Origin of the sequence: Streptomyces sp. WG5, assembly GCF_049974565.1 — a bacterium.
Classification (GTDB): domain Bacteria; phylum Actinomycetota; class Actinomycetes; order Streptomycetales; family Streptomycetaceae; genus Streptomyces.
The window spans coordinates 53080-71697 of record NZ_JBNGGC010000010.1 but is presented as its reverse complement, the minus strand read 5'-3'; the positions used below and the strand labels follow the sequence as shown (position 1 = coordinate 71697).

At 72.9% G+C, this 18618-nt stretch carries 17 protein-coding genes; 6 read left to right on the top strand and 11 right to left on the bottom strand.

Features of this window, described 5'->3' with window-relative positions:
• Nucleotides 1–107: 107 nt before the first annotated feature.
• The 3 genes from ACP4IX_RS12535 to deoC are packed head-to-tail and all read right to left on the bottom strand — an operon-like array spanning nt 108 to nt 3428.
• The gene (locus ACP4IX_RS12535) at nt 108–1028 is read right to left on the bottom strand and encodes an aldehyde dehydrogenase family protein (protein WP_426555514.1); all 921 of its coding nucleotides are present in this window, start codon (nt 1026–1028) and stop codon (nt 108–110) included.
• Entirely contained in the window at nt 1021–2457 is a 1437-nt protein-coding gene (locus ACP4IX_RS12530) for an aldehyde dehydrogenase family protein (RefSeq protein ID WP_426555513.1), read from the bottom strand. Before ACP4IX_RS12530 ends, ACP4IX_RS12535 begins: the two co-directional genes overlap by 8 nt.
• Nucleotides 2458–2462: 5 nt before the next feature.
• A complete protein-coding gene (deoC, locus tag ACP4IX_RS12525) occupies nt 2463–3428 on the bottom strand; it encodes a deoxyribose-phosphate aldolase (protein ID WP_426555512.1) in 966 nt (321 codons plus the stop codon).
• A 113-nt stretch (nt 3429–3541) separates the two neighbouring features.
• Here deoC and ACP4IX_RS12520 point away from each other — a divergent pair, with 113 nt between their 5' ends.
• Nucleotides 3542–4231 (top strand): PH domain-containing protein, encoded by a 690-nt coding sequence (locus ACP4IX_RS12520; RefSeq protein WP_426525615.1) that lies wholly within the window; start codon nt 3542–3544, stop codon nt 4229–4231.
• A 147-nt stretch (nt 4232–4378) separates the two neighbouring features.
• Here the strand turns inward: ACP4IX_RS12520 and ACP4IX_RS12515 are convergent, their stop codons facing one another.
• The 3 genes from ACP4IX_RS12515 to ACP4IX_RS12505 all read right to left on the bottom strand — a co-directional run bounded on the left by ACP4IX_RS12515 (nt 4379) and on the right by ACP4IX_RS12505 (nt 7965).
• Nucleotides 4379–6037 carry a phospho-sugar mutase gene (locus ACP4IX_RS12515; RefSeq protein WP_426555585.1) on the bottom strand — a complete coding sequence of 553 codons (1659 nt, stop codon included), beginning with the start codon at nt 6035–6037 and terminating at the stop codon, nt 4379–4381.
• A 512-nt stretch (nt 6038–6549) separates the two neighbouring features.
• Nucleotides 6550–7386 carry a purine-nucleoside phosphorylase gene (locus ACP4IX_RS12510; protein WP_426526471.1) on the bottom strand — a complete coding sequence of 279 codons (837 nt, stop codon included), beginning with the start codon at nt 7384–7386 and terminating at the stop codon, nt 6550–6552.
• A gap of 141 nt (nt 7387–7527) precedes the next feature.
• Nucleotides 7528–7965: a gamma-glutamylcyclotransferase gene (locus ACP4IX_RS12505; protein ID WP_426526473.1), complete on the bottom strand. Its 438-nt coding sequence runs from the start codon at nt 7963–7965 to the stop codon at nt 7528–7530.
• 85 nt (nt 7966–8050) lie between these two features.
• Here ACP4IX_RS12505 and ACP4IX_RS12500 point away from each other — a divergent pair, with 85 nt between their 5' ends.
• Together ACP4IX_RS12500 and ACP4IX_RS12495 are read left to right on the top strand one after the other, a co-directional pair.
• Nucleotides 8051–9499 carry an NAD(P)H-quinone dehydrogenase gene (locus tag ACP4IX_RS12500; RefSeq protein WP_426526475.1) on the top strand — a complete coding sequence of 483 codons (1449 nt, stop codon included), beginning with the start codon at nt 8051–8053 and terminating at the stop codon, nt 9497–9499.
• Nucleotides 9500–9678: 179 nt separating this feature from the next.
• Nucleotides 9679–10683: a DeoR/GlpR family DNA-binding transcription regulator gene (locus ACP4IX_RS12495; RefSeq protein ID WP_426526477.1), complete on the top strand. Its 1005-nt coding sequence runs from the start codon at nt 9679–9681 to the stop codon at nt 10681–10683.
• Between the two features lie 255 nt (nt 10684–10938).
• Here the strand turns inward: ACP4IX_RS12495 and ACP4IX_RS12490 are convergent, their stop codons facing one another.
• Nucleotides 10939–12711: an acetyl/propionyl/methylcrotonyl-CoA carboxylase subunit alpha gene (locus ACP4IX_RS12490; RefSeq protein WP_426555511.1), complete on the bottom strand. Its 1773-nt coding sequence runs from the start codon at nt 12709–12711 to the stop codon at nt 10939–10941.
• A 431-nt stretch (nt 12712–13142) separates the two neighbouring features.
• Between ACP4IX_RS12490 and ACP4IX_RS12485 the strand changes: the two genes are divergently transcribed.
• Nucleotides 13143–13622: a hypothetical protein gene (locus tag ACP4IX_RS12485; RefSeq protein ID WP_426555510.1), complete on the top strand. Its 480-nt coding sequence runs from the start codon at nt 13143–13145 to the stop codon at nt 13620–13622.
• On the opposite strand, the gene ACP4IX_RS12480 is transcribed toward ACP4IX_RS12485, so the two are convergent.
• The 4 genes from ACP4IX_RS12480 to ACP4IX_RS12465 form a co-directional block, all read right to left on the bottom strand.
• A complete protein-coding gene (locus ACP4IX_RS12480) occupies nt 13591–14214 on the bottom strand; it encodes a Maf family protein (RefSeq protein WP_426526483.1) in 624 nt (207 codons plus the stop codon). The genes ACP4IX_RS12485 and ACP4IX_RS12480 overlap by 32 nt on opposite strands.
• 47 nt (nt 14215–14261) lie before the next feature.
• Nucleotides 14262–14390 (bottom strand): morphogenic membrane protein MmpB, encoded by a 129-nt coding sequence (gene mmpB / locus ACP4IX_RS12475; RefSeq protein ID WP_426526485.1) that lies wholly within the window; start codon nt 14388–14390, stop codon nt 14262–14264.
• Nucleotides 14391–14526: 136 nt separating this feature from the next.
• Nucleotides 14527–14733, bottom strand: a complete 207-nt coding sequence (locus ACP4IX_RS12470) for an acyl-CoA carboxylase subunit epsilon (protein ID WP_426526486.1) — start codon at nt 14731–14733, stop codon at nt 14527–14529.
• A 10-nt stretch (nt 14734–14743) separates the two neighbouring features.
• The gene (locus tag ACP4IX_RS12465; protein WP_426526488.1) at nt 14744–16333 is read right to left on the bottom strand and encodes an acyl-CoA carboxylase subunit beta; all 1590 of its coding nucleotides are present in this window, start codon (nt 16331–16333) and stop codon (nt 14744–14746) included.
• A 112-nt stretch (nt 16334–16445) separates the two neighbouring features.
• Here ACP4IX_RS12465 and ACP4IX_RS12460 point away from each other — a divergent pair, with 112 nt between their 5' ends.
• Nucleotides 16446–17312: a biotin--[acetyl-CoA-carboxylase] ligase gene (locus ACP4IX_RS12460; RefSeq protein ID WP_426526490.1), complete on the top strand. Its 867-nt coding sequence runs from the start codon at nt 16446–16448 to the stop codon at nt 17310–17312.
• Nucleotides 17313–17452: 140 nt separating this feature from the next.
• The gene (locus tag ACP4IX_RS12455; RefSeq protein ID WP_426526492.1) at nt 17453–18604 is read left to right on the top strand and encodes an adenylate/guanylate cyclase domain-containing protein; all 1152 of its coding nucleotides are present in this window, start codon (nt 17453–17455) and stop codon (nt 18602–18604) included.
• The last annotated feature ends 14 nt before the right edge of the window (nt 18605–18618 follow it).

The following is an 18618-nucleotide window of genomic DNA, read 5'->3' as shown; positions in this document are numbered from 1 at the left end:
GTACCCGTGCCGGTACCAGTGCCAGGCCGTTCGGGTCGTCCCTCATGGACGCGGAAGGCCGCGGCTCCTCCGGACGGAGAGGCGCCGCGGCCCTGTTCGCGGGTGCGTCAGTACGACGAGCCGGACGCGCCCAGTGCGCCCGTCGGGTGCCAGACCGTCTTCGTCTCCAGGAACGCCGTCATGCGGTCGGTGCCGGGAGTCGTCGACCAGTCCGCGTCGTCCACAGGCTGTGGACGCAGGACGCGCTTGAGGTTGTCGGCCGCCGCGATCTCCAGCTCCTTCGCCAGCGCCTCGTCGGCGCCCGCGAGGTCGATCGCGTTGACGTCCTGGTGGGCTGCGAGCGGGGCGGCGATCTCCGCGGTGCGGCCGGAGAGGATGTTGACCACGCCGCCGGGGACGTCGGAGGTGGCCAGTACCTCGCCGAGGGAGAGGGCGGGGAGCGGGGACTTCTCCGACGCCACCACGACCGCCGTGTTGCCGGTCGCGATCACCGGGGCGACCACCGAGACCAGGCCCAGGAGCGACGACTCCTGCGGGGCCAGGACGGCGACCACGCCCGTCGGCTCCGGTGAGGAGAGGTTGAAGAAGGGGCCCGCGACCGGGTTGCCGCCGCCCACCACCTGGGCGATCTTGTCGGTCCAGCCCGCGTACCAGACCCAGCGGTCGATCGCGGCGTCGACCTGCGCCGCCGCCTTCGACTTCGACAGGCCCTCGGCGTCGGCGACCTCCGCGACGTACTGGCCGCGGCGGCCCTCCAGCATCTCGGCGACGCGGTAGAGGACCTGGCCGCGGTTGTAGGCCGTCGCGCCGGACCAGCCGCCGAACGCCTTGCGCGCGGCCACCACCGCGTCACGGGCGTCCTTGCGGGAGGAGAGGGGCGCGTTCGCCAGCCACTTGCCCTTGCCCGCGTCAGCGGCTGACGTCCTCGTGCTCACCTCGTACACCCGGCCGCTCTCGGAACGCGGGAACTTCCCGCCCACGTACAGCTTGTAGGTCTTGAAGACGCTCAGTCGGTTCTGGTCAGACATCGAGGTACGCCTCCAGGCCGTGGCGGCCGCCCTCGCGGCCGAAGCCCGACTCCTTGTAGCCGCCGAACGGCGAGGTCGGGTCGAACTTGTTGAACGTGTTGGACCAGATCACGCCCGCGCGCAGCTTGTTCGCGACCGCCAGAATGCGCGAGCCCTTCTCCGTCCAGATGCCAGCCGACAGGCCGTACGGCGTGTTGTTGGCCTTGGCGACCGCCTCGTCCGGCGTGCGGAAGGTGAGGACGGACAGCACCGGGCCGAAGATCTCGTCGCGGGCGACCGTGTGCGCCTGGGTGACGTTGGTGAAGAGCGTCGGGGCGAACCAGTAGCCGGTCGCGGGGAGCGCGCAGGCCGGGGACCAGCGCTCGGCGCCCTCCGCCTCGCCCCGGTCGGCGAGCGCGGTGATCCGGGCCAGCTGCTCGGCGGAGTTGATCGCGCCGATGTCGGTGTTCTTGTCCAGCGGGTCGCCGAGGCGGAGGGTGGAGAGCCGGCGCTTGAGGGAGTCCAGCAGCTCGTCGTGGATCGACTCCTGGACGAGGAGGCGGGAGCCCGCGCAGCAGACCTGGCCCTGGTTGAAGAAGATGCCGTTGACGATGCCCTCGACGGCCTGGTCGATCGGGGCGTCGTCGAAGACGATGTTGGCGCCCTTGCCGCCCAGTTCGAGCGTCAGCTTCTTGCGGGTGCCCGCGACCGTGCGCGCGATCTCCTTGCCGACGGCCGTGGAGCCCGTGAAGGCGACCTTGTTCACGTCGGGGTGGGCGATCAGCGCGGCGCCGGTGCGGCCGTCGCCGGTGACGATGTTGACGACGCCCCTGGGCAGGCCCGCCTGACGGCAGATGTCCGCGAAGAACAGGGCGGACAGGGGGGTCGTCTCGGCGGGCTTGAGGACCACCGTGTTGCCCGTCGCGAGCGCCGGGGCGATCTTCCACGCCAGCATCAGGAGCGGGAAGTTCCACGGGATGACCTGGCCGGCGACGCCGAGCGGGCGCGGGTTCGCGCCGTAGCCGGCGTGGTCGAGCTTGTCGGCCCAGCCCGCGTAGTAGAAGAAGTGCGCGGCGACCAGGGGGAGGTCCGCGTCGCGGGTCTCCCTGATCGGCTTGCCGTTGTCCAGGGTCTCCAGGACGGCGAGCTCGCGGCTGCGCTCCTGGATGATCCGGGCGATCCGGAAGAGGTACTTGGCGCGCTCGGAGCCGGGGAGCGCCGACCACTTCTCGAAGGCCTTGCGGGCGGCCTTCACGGCGCGGTCGACGTCCGCCTCGCCGGCCTCGGCGACCTCGGAGAGGACCTCCTCCGTGGCGGGGGAGACGGTCTTGAAGACCTTGCCGTCGGCGGCCTCGGCGAACTCGCCGTCGATGAACAGGCCGTACGAGGGCGCGATGTCGACGACCGCGCGCGACTCGGGCGCCGGTGCGTACTCGAAAACAGGTGCCATGGTGATCAGTCCACCGTCACGTAGTCGGGACCGGAGTAGCGGCCGGTGGCCAGCTTCTGACGCTGCATCAGCAGGTCGTTCAGCAGCGAGGAGGCGCCGAAGCGGAACCAGTGGTTGTCCAGCCAGTCCTCGCCCGCGGTCTCGTTGACCAGGACCAGGAACTTGATCGCGTCCTTGGTGGTGCGGATGCCGCCGGCCGGCTTCACGCCGACCTGGACGCCGGTCTGCGCGCGGAAGTCGCGGACCGCCTCCAGCATCAGGAGGGTGTTGGCGGGCGTGGCGTTGACCGCGACCTTGCCGGTGGAGGTCTTGATGAAGTCGGCCCCGGCCAGCATGCCGAGCCAGCTCGCGCGGCGGATGTTGTCGTACGTCGACAGCTCGCCGGTCTCGAAGATGACCTTCAGGCGGGCGGACGTGCCGCAGGCCTCGCGTACGGCGGCGATCTCGTCGTACACCTTCAGGTAGTTCCCCGCGAGGAACGCGCCGCGGTCGATGACCATGTCGACCTCGTCCGCGCCCGCCGTCACGGCCTCGCGCACGTCGGCCAGCTTGACGGCGAGCGAGGCGCGGCCCGCCGGGAACGCCGTGGCGACCGAGGCGACCTTCACGCCGGAGCCGGCGACGGCCTCCTTGGCGGCGGGCACCATGTCCGGGTAGACGCAGACGGCCGCCGTCGCCGGGGCCGTGCGGTCGGTCGGGTCGGGGCGGACCGCCTTCGCGCCGAGCGCCCGGACCTTGCCCGGGGTGTCCGCGCCTTCCAGCGTCGTCAGGTCGACCATCGAGATGGCGAGGTCGATGGCGTACGCCTTCGCGGTGGTCTTGATCGAACGGGTGCCGAGCGAGGCGGCGCGCGCCTCCAGGCCGACCGTGTCGACGCCGGGCAGTCCGTGGAGGAAGCGGCGCAGCGTGCTGTCGGACGCGGTGACGTCGGCGAGTCCGTGTGCGGGAGCAGCGGATGCAGTGGTGGGCATGGTCACCAGGCGAGCATATCTACGCGCGTAGCGGCTGTACAGCCCCGCGCGCTCGTTCCGTGGACCGGCACCACCGATGAGCGCCGCCGGGACCGTCGGGCACAATCGGCACCATGACGACCCCGGAGTCCCAGTCACCACCGCCGCAGCCGCCGGTACCCGTGTCGAAGGACCGGATCTACCGCTCGCCCGCGGGCCTCGCCGGCGGAGTCCTGCTGCTCGCCCTCGCCCTGTGGCTCGGCATCGACGCCCTGGTCGCGGGCGAGGGGCGCACGCCCTGGCTGGCCCTCGCGGCGCTGCTCTTCCTCGTGCCGCTCATCGCCGCCTACACCGTGCGGCCCGCCGTCTTCGCGGGCGACGACCGGCTGCGCGTGCGCAATCCCTTCCGGGTGATCGTGCTGCCCTGGGGGCAGGTCGCCTCCTTCCGGTCCGGCTACTCCAACGAGGTCTTCACCGAGTCCGGCGACAAGTACCAGCTGTGGTCCATTCCCGTCTCGCTGCGCGCCCGGAAGAAGGCCGCGCGACGGGAGACGCGGCGGACCTCCGGGGGCGGCCAGGGACGCGCTGGGATGCTCGGCGGTCTCGGCGGGGGCGGTGCGCGGGGCGGCGCCGGGCCCGCCGCGGCGGACGGGCCGGTGCGGGCGGAGACCGACAAGGTCATGGACGACCTGCGCGAGACGCTGGAGGCGCGGAAGCCGGCCGACACCTCCCAGGGCGAGGTGACGGTGCGCTGGGCCTACGAGGTCGTCGCGCCGGCGGCGGCCGGGGCGGTGCTGCTCGCGGTGCTGCTGGGGACGGGCTGACGATCGCGTGCCGGCCCGGGCGCGGCCGGCACCGCTCTGGAGGGGCCGGGGCGACGGGCAGGAGGAGAAGGGAAACCGCGACATCACCTGACGGGGTGCCTCCGGGTGGGAGCACCCCGTCAGGGCCGGGTGATCAGGCTCGCGCGGTCAGATGCCCGCCGCCGCCGACAGGTCCCGCTTGAGGGCGGCCAGCAGGTCCGCCGCCGTCGCGCGGGCTCCGGGGAGGTCGGCGTGCGCCGTGACCGGGACGACCACCTCCAGGTAGCACTTCAGCTTGGGCTCCGTGCCGCTCGGGCGGACGATCACCCGGGCGCCGTCGAGGGTGTAACGCAGGCCGTCCGTGGGCGGCAGCGTGTCCGTGCCCCGGGAGAGGTCCTCGGCCTTCGTGACGGGGAGGCCCGCGAGGAGGGCGGGGGGCTGTTCGCGCAGGCGCCGCATCGCGGCGGCGATGACGGAGAGGTCCTCGACGCGGACCGAGAGCTGGTCGGTGGCGTGCAGGCCGTGCTCGACGGCGAGGTCGTCGAGGAGGCCCGGGAGGGTACGGCCGGTCTCCTTGAGGGCGGAGGCGAGTTCCGTGATCAGGAGGGCCGCGCTGATGCCGTCCTTGTCGCGTACGCCCTCGGGGTCGACGCAGTAGCCGAGGGCCTCCTCGTAGCCGTAGCGCAGGCCCTCGACGCGGGCGATCCACTTGAAGCCGGTGAGGGTCTCCTCGTACGGGAGGCCCGCCTTCCCGGCGATGCGGCCGAGGAGGGAGGAGGAGACGATCGACTCCGCGAAGGTGCCGCGCGCTCCGCGGCCGACCAGGTGGGCGGCGAGGAGGGCGCCGACCTCGTCACCGCGGAGCATGCGCCAGTCGGCGCCGTCCTTGACGGCGACGGCGAGGCGGTCGGCGTCCGGGTCGTTGGCGATGACCAGGTCGGGGCCGGTCTCACGGGCCTTCGCGAAGGCGAGGTCCATCGCGCCGGGCTCTTCCGGGTTGGGGAAGGCGACGGTGGGGAAGTCCGGGTCGGGCTCGGCCTGCTCGGCGACGAGGACGGGCTCCGGGAAGCCGGCGCGGGCGAAGGCCGCGAGGAGGGTGTCCTTGCCGACGCCGTGCATCGCGGTGTAGACGGTGCGGGCGGTGCGCGGGGAGCCCTCGGAGAGGACCGCGTCCGTGCGGGCGAGGTAGGCGTCCAGGACGGAGTCGTCGAGGATCTGCCAGCCGGCCTCGGGGCGGGGCACGTCGTCCAGGGAGCGTACGGCGTCGATCTCCGCGGCGATCTCGGCGTCGGCGGGGGGCACGATCTGCGAGCCGTCGCCGAGGTAGACCTTGTAGCCGTTGTCGCGGGGCGGGTTGTGGCTGGCGGTGACCTCCACGCCGGCGACCGCGCCGAGGTGCCGGACGGCGAAGGCGAGGACGGGGGTGGGGAGGGGGCGGGGGAGGACGGCCGCCCGGAGGCCGGCGCCGGTGATCACCGCGGCGGTGTCCCGGGCGAAGTCCTCGGACTTGTGGCGGGCGTCGTAGCCGACGACGACCAGGCCGGCGTCGTCGTCCCCCTGGGCGGCGCCCTGCTTCTTCAGGTACGCGGCGAGGCCGGCGGCGGCCCGGACGACGACGGCGCGGTTCATGCGCATCGGACCGGCGCCGAGCTCGCCCCGCAGGCCCGCGGTGCCGAACTGGAGGGTGCCGGAGAAGCGTGCGGTGAGCTCGGCGTGGTCCTCGGCGTCGATGAGCTCGGCGAGTTCCGCGCGGGTGTCCGCGTCGGGGTCCTCGGCCAGCCATGCCCTGGCCCGGGCGAGGAGGTCGTCGTCGTGCACGTCGGTCAGCCTCTCGTGTGTCGGTAGGTGGTGAGGATGCGGTGCGGTGCGGTGGGGGGCCTGCGGCGGCCGGTGCCGCTCCGGTGGGGGCGCGCGTTGCGCGGTGCGTGGTCCTGGGGCCCGGGGCCGCGCCGGGGGTGTCCGTCCTCGGAACGGCGCGGACATCGGTGGGCCGTGCGCCGCAGAAGGGGACCGTGCCGACGCGCCGGCCGCTGCGGGCGGACAGCCCCCGGCACGGCCCCTGCCCGCCGTACGCGGCTGCCCGTCCACGCGGGGTGCGCACCCGGGTGGGCCCGCGCCGTCCCGCCCGCCCGCGGGCCGTCCCGCCGCGCCGGCCGGAGGCGGGCCGCTGTCCCGCGCGGCTGCGGGCAGTCGTGCCGCTGGGGCGGCACGGGCGGGCGCGGCGGCACCCCGCGGCGCCGGGCCGCGCGACCCGTCCCCGGCGCCCGCACCCACGCCGGTACGACGGGGAAACCGGGCGACGTCACCGGCGCCGTACGCGCAGGGGAAGCGAGCCCGGCCTACAGCCGTCCCAGCACCTGCGCCAGCAGCGACCCCATCCGGGCGGCGGAGTCGCGGCCCGCCTGCAGGACCTCCTCGTGGTTGAGGGGCTCCCCGGTCATGCCCGCCGCGAGGTTGGTCACCAGCGAGATGCCCAGCACCTCCGCGCCGGCCTCGCGGGCGGCGATCGCCTCCAGGACGGTCGACATGCCCACCAGGTCGGCCCCGATGACGCGGGCCATGCGGATCTCGGCCGGCGTCTCGTAGTGCGGGCCGGGGAACTGGGCGTAGACGCCCTCCTCCAGCGTGGGGTCGACCTCCTTGCAGAGGGCGCGCAGGCGGGGGGAGTAGAGGTCCGTCAGGTCGACGAAGTTCGCGCCGACGATCGGGGAGGTGGCGGTGAGGTTGATGTGGTCGCCGATCAGGACCGGCTGGCCGGGGCGCATGCCCTCGCGCAGGCCGCCGCAGCCGTTGGTCAGGATGATCGTCTTGGCGCCGGCGGCGACGGCCGTGCGGACGCCGTGGGCGACGGCGGCCACCCCGTGACCCTCGTAGTAGTGGGTGCGGCCCAGGAAGACCAGCGCGCGCTTGTCACCGATGGAGTACGAGCGGACCCTGCCGCCGTGTCCCTCCACCGCCGGCTTCGGGAAGCCGGGGAGGTCGGTGACCTGGAGATCGGCCTCGGGATCGCCCAGGGCGTCCACGGCCGGTGCCCAGCCGGAGCCCATCACGAGGGCGACGTCGTGGGTCTCGGCGCCGGTGAGTTCGCGCAGACGGGCCGCGGCGGCGTCGGCGGCGGCCCTCGGGTCTACTGGAGTGGCGCCCTGGATGTCGTCCGGAAGAAGAGATGCGTTCACGCCGAAGAGGGTAGCCGGTTTGCGGCTACGCGCGTAGATGACAGAGCTCACGGGATTCCGATCGTTGTCCTGTCGTTTCCGACGAAGGACCGGGCGGACCGGAGGACCGACGCGGATCGGGGACCGGGCGGGGGCCGGCGTTCAGCAGGGGCGCTTGCGGAGCTCCATGACGTAGTCGTGCGGCGCGCCGGCCGATTCCGCGGCGTCCGCGACCTCACCCAGGTAGCGGGCGGAGGGCAGGCCGCCCTCGTAGGCGTTCAGGACGTAGGTCCAGGCGCCCTCTTCACCCTCCAGGGTGTGGACGCGTACGCGCGTACGGCGGTATATGTCCAGCCCCACGCCCTCCCAGCGGTCCATCGACTCCTCGTCCATCGGGGCGATGTCGTAGAGGGCCACGAAGACCTGGGAGATCGGGTCCTCGACGAGGGTCGCGAGCGCGCCCTCCCAGCCCATGTGCTCGCCCCCGAAGGTCAGCCGCCACCCGTTCAGCCAGCCGGTGGCGCGCAGCGGCGAGTGCGGGGCGCGGCGGGTCATCAACCGCGCGTCGAGGTTGCCGGCGTAAGCGGCGTAGAGCGACATGGGGAGAGGGTACGGCAGGCCTCCCGGGCGCCGCTCTCGCAACAGACGTGCCCCCGGGCGGCCCCACGTTGAAGGGTGCGGGACAATGGAGTACGTGACTCGGATCGTGATCATTGGCGGCGGACCCGGCGGATACGAAGCGGCGCTGGTGGCCGCGCAGCTCGGCGCGGAGGTGACCGTCGTCGACTGCGACGGTCTGGGCGGGGCGTCGGTGCTGACCGACTGCGTGCCGTCCAAGACCCTGATCGCCACGGCCGAGGTGATGACCACCTTCGACTCGTCGTACGAAGAGCTGGGGATCATCGTCGCCGACGACACCCCGCCCATGGAGCAGACCGCCCGGGTGGTCGGCGTGGACCTGGGGAAGGTCAACCGGCGTGTGAAGCGGCTCGCGCTGGCGCAGTCGCACGACATCACCGCCTCCGTGACGCGTGCCGGGGCGCGGGTCGTGCGCGGGCGCGGGCGGCTGGAGGGCATGCAGGCGCTCGACGGGTCGCGGAAGGTCGTGGTGCGCGCCGCCGACGGGAGCGAGGAGACGCTCACCGCGGACGCGGTGCTCATCGCGACCGGCGGGCATCCCCGTGAGCTGCCCGACGCCCGGCCCGACGGCGAGCGGATCCTGAACTGGACCCAGGTGTACGACCTCGAGGAGCTGCCCGAGGAGCTCATCGTCATCGGGTCCGGTGTGACCGGTGCCGAGTTCGCCGGCGCCTATCAGGCCCTCGGGTCGCGCGTGACGCTCGTGTCGTCGCGGGACCGGGTGCTGCCCGGCGAGGACCCGGACGCCGCCGCCGTGCTGGAGGACGTGTTCCGGCGGCGCGGCATGAACGTCATGTCGCGGTCGCGGGCCCAGTCCGCGAAGCGCGTCGGGGACCGGGTGGAGGTGACGCTCGCCGACGGGCGCGTGATCACCGGATCGCACTGCCTGGTGGCCGTGGGCGCCATTCCCAACACCGAGGGGATGGGACTGGAGGAGGCCGGGGTCAAGCTCAAGGACTCCGGACACATCCGGACCGACCGGGTGTCGCGGACCTCCGCTCCCGGCGTGTACGCCGCCGGCGACGTGACCGGCGTCTTCGCGCTCGCCTCGGTCGCCGCCATGCAGGGGCGTATCGCCATGTACCACTTCCTGGGCGACGCCGTGACCCCGCTCAACCTGAAGACCGTCTCGTCCAACGTCTTCACCGACCCCGAGATCGCCACGGTCGGGTACTCGCAGGCGGACGTCGACGCCGGCCGGATCGACGCCCGCGTCGTCAAGCTGCCGCTGCTGCGCAACCCCCGGGCCAAGATGCAGGGCATCCGGGACGGCTTCGTCAAGATCTTCTGCCGGCCGGGCACCGAGATCGTGGTGGGCGGCGTCGTGGTGGCGCCGCGCGCCTCGGAACTCATCCATCCCATCTCGATCGCGGTCGACAACAACCTGACGGTCGAACAGATCGCGAACGCCTTCACCGTGTACCCCTCTCTTTCGGGGTCGATCGCCGAGGTGGCACGGCAGCTGCACACGCGGAAGGCCGGCGGGGAGGGCTAGGGCGGGAGCGCACGGCCGGAACCGGATCCCCGCTGGTCACGGGGAGTTGCCGCGTGTGTGGACGGCATAGGCGGCCGGTGTAGGCGCATATACCACTTCCCGCCCTGCCCTGCGAACAACTTCTGTTATTCGGCGCATACTGCTGAAAGCAGACGGTCGTTGGGGTTACTGTCAGTTTCGTGTTCGCTGCAGAACGTCGCCAATTGATCCTCGAAATGGTGCGAGCGAACGGGGCCGTGTCGCTCCGTGAGCTCGCCCGCGTCGTCCAGACCTCCGAAGTGACCGTACGGCGGGACGTGCGCGCACTGGAGGCAGAAGGACTCCTCGACCGCCGGCACGGTGGTGCGGTACTGCCGGGTGGCTTCACGCGAGAGTCCGGCTTCCCGCAGAAGTCCCATCTCGCGACCGCCGAGAAGACGGCCATCGCCGACCTCGCCGCGGGCTTCGTCGAAGAGGGCGAGGCCATCGTGGTGGGGGCCGGCACCACCACGCAGGAGCTGGCCCGCCGGCTCGCGCGGGTGCCCGGCCTGACCGTCGTCACCAACTCGCTGCTCGTCGCCCAGGCCCTCGCCCACGCCAACCGGGTCGAGGTCGTGATGACCGGCGGCACCCTGCGGGGGTCCAACTACGCCCTGGTCGGTTCGGGCGCCGAGCAGTCCCTGCAAGGTTTGCGGGTGTCCAAGGCCTTCCTGTCCGGGAGCGGACTGACGGCGGAGCGGGGGCTGTCCACGTCCAACATGCTGTCGGCGTCCGTCGACCGCGCGCTGGTGCAGGCCGCCGCCGAGGTCGTCGTCCTCGCCGACCACTCCAAGCTGGGCACGGACACCATGTTCCAGACCGTGCCCACGGACCTCATCACCCGCCTGGTCACGGACGAGCCGGCCGCCCACGACGACCGCGCCGCCACCGAGCTCCAGGCCCTGGCCGACCAGGGCGTGCAGATCGCCGTGACCGGGGCGTCGGCGGGAGCGGCGAACGGCTCGGGAGGCCCCGCGGCCCAGGGGGTCTCGGGGACCTCCGGAAGCGATGCCGTCCCACCACGTCAGCAGCGCCGGGACGTGCCGCTTCCGGGGCCGCGCCGTCAGGTCCCGGGCGCCGCGGCCGGCCTGCGGTCGGCAACGGCCCTGGGTGAGCAGAACGCCGGGGCGGAACGGGCACGCGTCGCGGACATGCGCCGACGCTGAGCCACCGCACGGTCCGTCGCGTCCTCCGGCACCAACGGCGAGGGCGCCCGGCGGACCGCTGTGGTCCACCGGGCGCCGCCCCGGACGTGCGTACGGTCGTCGGCCCTCGTCGGGCCTTCGCCGGGCCTTCGCCGGGCCTTCGCCAGACCCTCGCCGGGCCTTCGCCAGACCCTCGTCGGGCCTTCGCCAGACCCTCGTCGGGCCTTCGGCAGGCCTCCGCCGGGCCCACACCGGGCCCGACGCTCGGCCCTTCGCTCAGTCCTTGATCTCGCAGATCGCCGCGCCCGACGTGACGGACGCGCCGACCTCGGCGCCCAGGCCCTTGACGGTGCCGGACTTGTGGGCGTTGAGAGGCTGTTCCATCTTCATGGCCTCCAGAACGACGATCAGGTCGCCTTCCTGGACTTCCTGGCCCTCCTCCACCGCGATCTTCACGATGGTGCCCTGCATCGGGGAGGCGAGGGTGTCGCCCGAGGCCGCCGGGCCGGACTTCCTCGCCGCGCGCCGCTTGGTCTTGGCGCCGGCCGCCAGACCGGTGCGGGCCAGGCTCATGCCGAGGGACGAGGGGAGGGAGACCTCCAGACGCTTGCCGCCGACCTCGACGACCACCGTCTCCCGACCGGACTCCTCGTCGGCCTCGGTGCCGGCCGGCGCGGTGAAGGGCTTGATCTCGTTGACGAACTCCGTCTCGATCCAGCGGGTGTGGACCGTGAACGGATCGGTGGAGCCGGTCAGCTCCGGGGCGAAGGCCGGGTCCCGGACCACCGCACGGTGGAACGGGATCGCCGTCGCCATGCCCTCGACCTGGAACTCCTCCAGGGCGCGGGCGGCACGCTGGAGGGCCTCGGCGCGGGTGCGGCCCGTCACGATCAGCTTCGCGAGCAGGGAGTCCCACGCCGGGCCGATCACCGACCCGGACTCCACGCCCGCGTCCAGGCGGACACCGGGGCCGGTCGGCGGGTTGAAGGCGGTGACGGTGCCGGGGGCGGGGAGGAAGCCCCGGCCGGGGTCCTCGCCGTTGATGCGGAACTCGAAGGAGTGACCGCGCAGGGCGGGGTCGCCGTAGCCGAGTTCCTCGCCGTCGGCGATGCGGAACATCTCGCGGACCAGGTCGATACCGGCGACCTCCTCGGTGACCGGGTGCTCGACCTGGAGCCGGGTGTTGACCTCCAGGAAGGAGATCGTGCCGTCCACGCCGACCAGGAACTCCACGGTGCCGGCACCGACGTACCCGGCCTCCTTCAGGATCGCCTTGGAGGCCGCGTACAGCTCCTTCATCTGCGCGTCGGACAGGAAGGGGGCCGGGGCCTCCTCCACCAGCTTCTGGTGGCGGCGCTGGAGCGAGCAGTCACGGGTGGAGACGACGACCACGTTGCCGTGCTGGTCGGCCAGGCACTGGGTCTCCACGTGGCGGGGCTTGTCCAGGTAGCGCTCGACGAAGCACTCCCCGCGGCCGAACGCGGCCACCGCCTCACGGACGGCGGAGTCGTACAGCTCGGGGACCTCTTCGAGGGTGCGGGCGACCTTCAGGCCGCGGCCGCCGCCGCCGAACGCCGCCTTGATCGCGATCGGCAGACCGTGCTCCTCGGCGAAGGCGACGACCTCGTCCGCGCCCGAGACCGGGTCCGGGGTGCCCGCGACCAGCGGGGCGCCGGCCCGCTGGGCGATGTGGCGGGCGGCGACCTTGTCGCCCAGGTCGCGGATGGCCTGCGGGGGCGGGCCGATCCAGATCAGGCCGGCGTCCAGGACGGCCTGGGCGAATTCGGCGTTCTCCGACAGGAATCCGTAGCCGGGGTGGATGGCGTCCGCGCCCGACTCGCGCGCCGCCTTCAGTACCTTCTTGATGTCCAGGTAGCTGGTGGCGGGGGTGTCACCACCCAGGGCGAACGCCTCATCAGCGGCGCGGACATGCAGAGCGTCCCGGTCCGGGTCCGCGTAGACGGCCACGCTCGCGATCCCGGCGTCCCGGCAGGCCCGGGCCACGCGGACAGCGATTTCGCCACGGTTGGCGATGAGCACCTTGCGCACGATTGAGGCTCCCTCCTTGAAACAAGCCGAGTTTAGGGACTGCCGACACGACACTTCGACCCGTCCCCAATGGTGAGCTTGCCCACACGGAGCGTGATTCGAGGCTCGCTCGACCCGCGAAATCCCTTGTCGTACCGCGATACGCAGGACTCCTCGGAGAAACCCTAGCCCCCCGGTGTGGGCAAGGTCTCTGTAAGAGGGTGCTGCGTGCCACCGGGTTTCTTTGTGGAGTCCCTACGAATGGCCCAATGATTCTTTGCCCGGCGCAGACCTCTTGTCGCGAGGTTTACCCGTTAGTAGCGTTCCGGATGCCGAAGAAGACGCACGGTCCGGAGAACCTCCTCGTGGGGGTGGCGGGCCGGGCGGCGGGCGGGCGTGCCCGGCGCGACCGGCCGTGCTGTGCGGCAGCGGCCGAAAGGGGGCGGGGACCGGTGACAGTGCGCAAACCGGTGGCGTGGACCGTGGCGGTCGTGCTCTTCGCGGAGGCGGCCGGTGTCGCGGCGCTGAACTGGTTCCTCGGGGTCGTCGTCGACCGGCAGAACATGTCCCTGGCCGGTCTCGACCCGGACGCGATGTCCGTGTCGTCGAAGGTCGGCGGTGTCGTCTTCGGGCTCTACTTCGCCCTGTGCGGGCTGGTCGCCCTGCTCGTGGCACTGCGCGACCGTCCGCCCGCGGGCCCCGGCCGGATCCTGCTGGTCAGCGCCGCCGTGGTGCACGGACTGCTCGGTGCCGTCACCTGGGGACTGGCTGGCCCGCGGGTCTTCCTGTTCATGGTCGTCGTGCTCGCCCTGATCGTGCTGCTGCTGACGGCCTCCGACGCGGGCCGGGAGCCCGCGGCCGGGCGCCCCGCGGACCGCGGGGGCGACGACGGCTCCCCGGTCAGCCCGCCGTCGGCGCCCACAACTCCGTGATGCCGACCCCGAGCTCGGCGAGCAGCCGCCGTACGAGGGGCAGGCTGATGCCGATCACGTTCCCGTGGTCGCCCTCGATGCCGTCGACGAACGGGGCCGAGCGGCCGTCCAGGGTGAAGGCCCCGGCGACGTACAGGGGCTCGCCGGAGGCCACGTAGGCCGCGATCTCCTCGTCGGTCGGCTCACCGAAGCGGACGACGGTGGAGGCGGTGGCCGAGACGTGGCGGCCGGAGGCGGTGTCCCAGACGCAGTGCCCGGTCTGGAGCGTGCCCGCCCGTCCGCGCATCGCCTTCCAGCGGGCGGTGGCCTCCTCGGCGTCCGCCGGCTTGCCCAGGGCCTGGCCGTCCAGGTCGAGCACCGAGTCGCAGCCGATCACCAGGGCGCCGTGCACCTCGGGCTTCGCGGCCACGACGGAGGCCTTGGCCTCGGCGAGGGCGAGGGCCAGCTCGGCGGGGGTGGGCGCGGTGACGGCGTCCTCGTCGACGCCGCTCACGAGCACCTCGGGGGCGAGCCCGGCCTGGCGGAGCAGGCCGAGCCGGGCCGGGGACTGGGAGGCGAGGACGAGTCGGCGGCGCGGCTGCTGGTCTGTCATGGGACCAGGGTATCGGCGGAGCCGGGGGCGCCCGGGACGCCGGCGCCTCAGCTCGGGCCGATGACGATCATCGCGAGGACCATGGCCACCGCCAGGAAGACACTCAGCCGCCGCAGCATGTTCTGCATGTCGCGCAGTTCCTCGGGCGGCTCGTTCTCGGGGTCGGACCACAGCATGTCACCAGCGTGGGGCCCGGGCAGGGGGCGGCGCTTGAGTACGGGTACTCATTCGGGGCGCGGGGCTGCCGTGCCGTGCGCTCACGCGGCGGGGCCACCTGGCGACAGGGCCTCGCGCCCCCCTGGGGCCTGTTCCTCAGCTCGGCCAGTAGGTGCGGCCCCAGGACACCGGGCCCGGGTGGGGCAGACGGCGGCCCGCGATGCGGGACGGGTCGGACCACGCGTCGCGCGGGCCCTCCGCGCCGGACGGCTCGGCGGCTGCCGTCGCGGCGCGGGCGCGGACCACCGCCAGAGCGGCGGCCAGCTCCTCCGGGGTGGGGTTGCCCCGTACGACCTTGATCACGTCAGGCTCCTTACAGGGGGATGTTGCCGTGCTTCTTCGGGGGGAGGGATTCCCGCTTCGTCCGCAGCTGACGCAGGCCCCGGACGATGTGGCGGCGGGTGTCGGACGGCATGATCACCGCGTCGACGTAGCCGCGTTCGGCTGCCGTGTAGGGGTTGAGGAGGGCGTCCTCGTACTCCTGCACCAGCCGCGCCCGGGTGGCCTCGGCGTCGTCCGCCTCGGTGATGGTGCGGCGGTGCAGGATGTTGACCGCGCCCTGGGCGCCCATGACGGCGATCTGGGCGGTGGGCCAGGCCAGGTTGAGGTCGGCGCCCAGGTGCTTGGAGCCCATGACGTCGTAGGCGCCGCCGAAGGCCTTGCGGGTGATGACCGTGATGAGCGGGACGGTGGCCTCGGCGTAGGCGAAGATCAGCTTGGCGCCGCGGCGGATGATGCCGTCGTGCTCCTGGTCGACGCCCGGCAGGAAGCCGGGGACGTCCACGAAGGTCAGGACGGGCACGTTGAAGGCGTCGCAGGTGCGCACGAAGCGGGCCGCCTTCTCGGACGCGGTGATGTCCAGGCACCCGGCGAACTGCATCGGCTGGTTGGCGACGACACCGACCGGACGGCCCTCGACGCGGCCGAAGCCGGTGAGGATGTTCGGCGCGAACAGCGGCTGCGTCTCGAGGAACTCGGCGTCGTCGAGGACGTGCTCGATGACGGTGTGCATGTCGTACGGCTGGTTCGCCGAGTCCGGGACGAGCACGTCCAGCTCGGCGTCCTCGTCGGTGACGGCGAGGTCGGCCTCCTCGGGGAAGGCGGGCGGGTCGGAGAGGTTGTTGGACGGCAGGTACGACAGCAGCTGCTTGACGTACTCGACGGCGTCCTTCTCGTCGCCCGCCATGTGGTGGGCCACGCCGGAGGCGGTGTTGTGGGTGCGGGCGCCGCCCAGCTCCTCGAAGCCGACGTCCTCGCCGGTGACCGTCTTGATGACGTCCGGGCCGGTGATGAACATGTGCGAGGTCTGGTCGACCATGACCGTGAAGTCGGTGATCGCGGGGGAGTAGACCGCGCCGCCCGCGCACGGGCCGACGACCAGGCTGATCTGCGGGATCACGCCCGAGGCGTGGGTGTTGCGGCGGAAGATCTCGCCGTACGCCCCGAGCGAGGCCACGCCCTCCTGGATACGGGCGCCGCCGGAGTCGTTGATGCCGATGACCGGGCAGCCGGTCTTCAGCGCGAAGTCCATCACCTTGACGATCTTCTGGCCGTAGACCTCGCCCAGCGCCCCGCCGAAGACCGTGAAGTCCTGCGAGAAGACGGCGACGGGACGGCCGTCGACGGTGCCGTACCCGGTGACGACCCCGTCACCGTAGGGGCGGTTGGCGTCGAGGCCGAAGCTGGTGGAGCGGTGCCGGGCGAACTCGTCCAGCTCGACGAAGGATCCCTCGTCGAGCAGGAGGGCGATGCGCTCACGGGCCGTCAGCTTGCCCTTGGCGTGCTGCTTCTCGACGGCGCGTTCCGAACCGGCGTGTGTCGCTTCCTCGATACGGCGCCTGAGATCCGCGAGCTTGCCCGCGGTCGTGTGGATGTCGGGCTGCTGCTCTTCCGGCTCGGACATCGGGATGCGGCTCCCTGCCTGCTCAAACGGGTGCGGACGGTTACTCATCCGTAGAGTAGTGGGGGGCCTTCCGATCGGCAGTGCGGTGTTTCCCACACCTATCGTGGCTTGCATGACGCCCCGAGATGCCTCTGACTCCTCCCGCGACCGGTGGTCCGACCTGGACCGGCCGCCCCTCAACACCACGGCCCTGCGCCGCGGGCTGGTACGGGAGGGCGGACTGTGGCGGCAGGTGGACGTGGTGCAGCGCACCGGCTCCACCAACTCCGACCTCGTGGCCCGCGCCGCCGAGGGGAAGCAGGCGGAGGGCATCGTCCTCGTCGCCGAGGAGCAGACCGCCGCGCGGGGCCGCCTGGACCGGCAGTGGACGGCACCGGCCCGCTCCGGACTCTTCTTCTCCGTACTGCTGCGGCCCGCCGAGGTGCCCGTGGCCCGCTGGGGCTGGCTGCCGCTGCTCACCGGTGTCGCCGTCGCGACCGCGCTGTCCCGGGCCGCCGGCGTCGACACGGCCCTGAAGTGGCCCAACGACCTGCTGGTGACGGTCGGCGACGAGGAACGCAAGGCGGGCGGCATCCTCGCCGAACGGGCCGGTGACGACGGGGTCGTCGTCGGCGTCGGCATCAACGTCAGCCTGCGGGCGGACGAACTCCCGGTGGCCCGGGCCGGGTCGCTGGCGCTGGCCGGGGCCGTGAGCACCGACCGGGACCCCCTGCTGCGCGGGGTGCTGCGGTCGCTGGAGGACTGGTACGGACGGTGGCGGGCGGCGGGGGGCGACCCGGCGGCCAGTGGACTGCAGGAGACATACGCGGCGGGGTGCGCGACGCTCGGGCGGACGGTGCGCGCGGAGCTCCCGGGGGAGCGGTCGCTCGTGGGGGAGGCGGTGGCCGTGGACGGCGACGGCAGGCTGGTCCTGGCCACGGAGGCGGGGGTGCAGGAGCCGGTGGGGGCGGGGGACATCGTGCACCTGCGGCCGGCGTGAGCACGCCCGCCCGTGCGGCCCCCGTCGCCCGGGTGCCCGCAGGCTGCGGCCGGAGGCTCGTCGGGAGTGAGCTGGGGCACACCTGACGTAAAGTTGGGGCCGGTCGAACCTGACCGCAGCAGATCGGAAGGGCAGCAGGCGTGACCGTCGACGACACGGGCTCCGGCGCGGACGGGGACGGCCGGGTGGACCCCGAGCCCGGCCCGGGGTCCGCCGACTCCGGCGACTCCGGCGAGGATCCGCTCGCGCTGCGCCTCGAAGGGCTCATCCTGGGCGCCGAGCGCCGCTACACCCCCTTCCAGGCCGCCCGCAGCGCGGGCGTCTCCATGGAACTGGCCACCCGGTTCTGGCGGGCCATGGGCTTCGCCGACATCAACCAGGTGAAGGCGCTCACGGAGGCCGACGTCCTCGCCCTGCGGCGCCTGGCCGGCCTGGTGGAGGCGGGGCTGCTCAGCGAGGCCATGGCGGTGCAGGTGGCCCGGTCCACCGGGCAGACCACGGCCCGGTTGGCCGAGTGGCAGATCGACTCCTTCCTGGAGGGCCTGACCGAGCCTCCGGAGCCCGGGATGACCCGCACCGAGGTGACGTACCCCATCGTCGAGCTGCTCCTGCCCGAGCTGCAGGAGTTCCTCGTCTACGTCTGGCGGCGCCAGCTCGCCGCCTCGGCCGGCCGGGTCGTCCAGGCCGGTGACGACGAGGAGATGGTGGACCGGCGTCTCGCGGTCGGCTTCGCGGACCTGGTCGGCTTCACCCGGCTGACCCGCCGGATGGAGGAGGAGGAGCTCGGCGAGCTGGTCGAGGCCTTCGAGACCACCGCCGCCGACCTGGTGGCCGCCCGCGGCGGACGGCTGATCAAGACCCTCGGCGACGAGGTGCTCTACGCCGCCGACGACGCCGGCACGGCGGCCGAGATCGCGCTGCGCCTCATCGAGACGATGGCGAACGACGAGACCATGCCGGAGCTGCGCGTCGGCATAGCCTTCGGCACGGTAACCACCCGGATGGGCGATGTCTTCGGCACGACCGTCAACCTGGCCTCCCGGCTGACCTCGATAGCCCCCCGGGACGCCGTCCTCGTCGACGCCGCCTTCGCGGAGGAGCTGATCCGTACCCGGGACGCCCCGGCCTCGGAGGCGGCGGCGGCCGAGGAGGCCGCCGCGGCGGAGAAGGAGGGTGAGGAGCCGCCCGCGTACCGCTTCGCGCTCCAGCCGATGTGGCAGCGGCCGGTGCGCGGCCTCGGCGTGGTCGAGCCCTGGCTGCTCACGCGGCGGGGCGGCGGCGGGGAGCCGTAGGGCGCCGCCGGGAG

Coding starts and splice junctions, on each gene's coding strand:
- ACP4IX_RS12520 (WP_426525615.1), top strand. CDS start 3,542: ATGACGACCCCGGAGTCCCAGTCACCACCGCCGCAGCCGCCGGTACCC.
- ACP4IX_RS12505 (WP_426526473.1), bottom strand. CDS start 7,965: ATGTCGCTCTACGCCGCTTACGCCGGCAACCTCGACGCGCGGTTGATG.
- ACP4IX_RS12530 (WP_426555513.1), bottom strand. CDS start 2,457: ATGGCACCTGTTTTCGAGTACGCACCGGCGCCCGAGTCGCGCGCGGTC.
- deoC (WP_426555512.1), bottom strand. CDS start 3,428: ATGCCCACCACTGCATCCGCTGCTCCCGCACACGGACTCGCCGACGTC.
- mmpB (WP_426526485.1), bottom strand. CDS start 14,390: ATGCTGTGGTCCGACCCCGAGAACGAGCCGCCCGAGGAACTGCGCGAC.
- ACP4IX_RS12535 (WP_426555514.1), bottom strand. CDS start 1,028: ATGTCTGACCAGAACCGACTGAGCGTCTTCAAGACCTACAAGCTGTAC.
- ACP4IX_RS12500 (WP_426526475.1), top strand. CDS start 8,051: ATGGAGTACGTGACTCGGATCGTGATCATTGGCGGCGGACCCGGCGGA.
- ACP4IX_RS12480 (WP_426526483.1), bottom strand. CDS start 14,214: ATGACAGACCAGCAGCCGCGCCGCCGACTCGTCCTCGCCTCCCAGTCC.
- ACP4IX_RS12465 (WP_426526488.1), bottom strand. CDS start 16,333: ATGTCCGAGCCGGAAGAGCAGCAGCCCGACATCCACACGACCGCGGGC.
- ACP4IX_RS12460 (WP_426526490.1), top strand. CDS start 16,446: ATGACGCCCCGAGATGCCTCTGACTCCTCCCGCGACCGGTGGTCCGAC.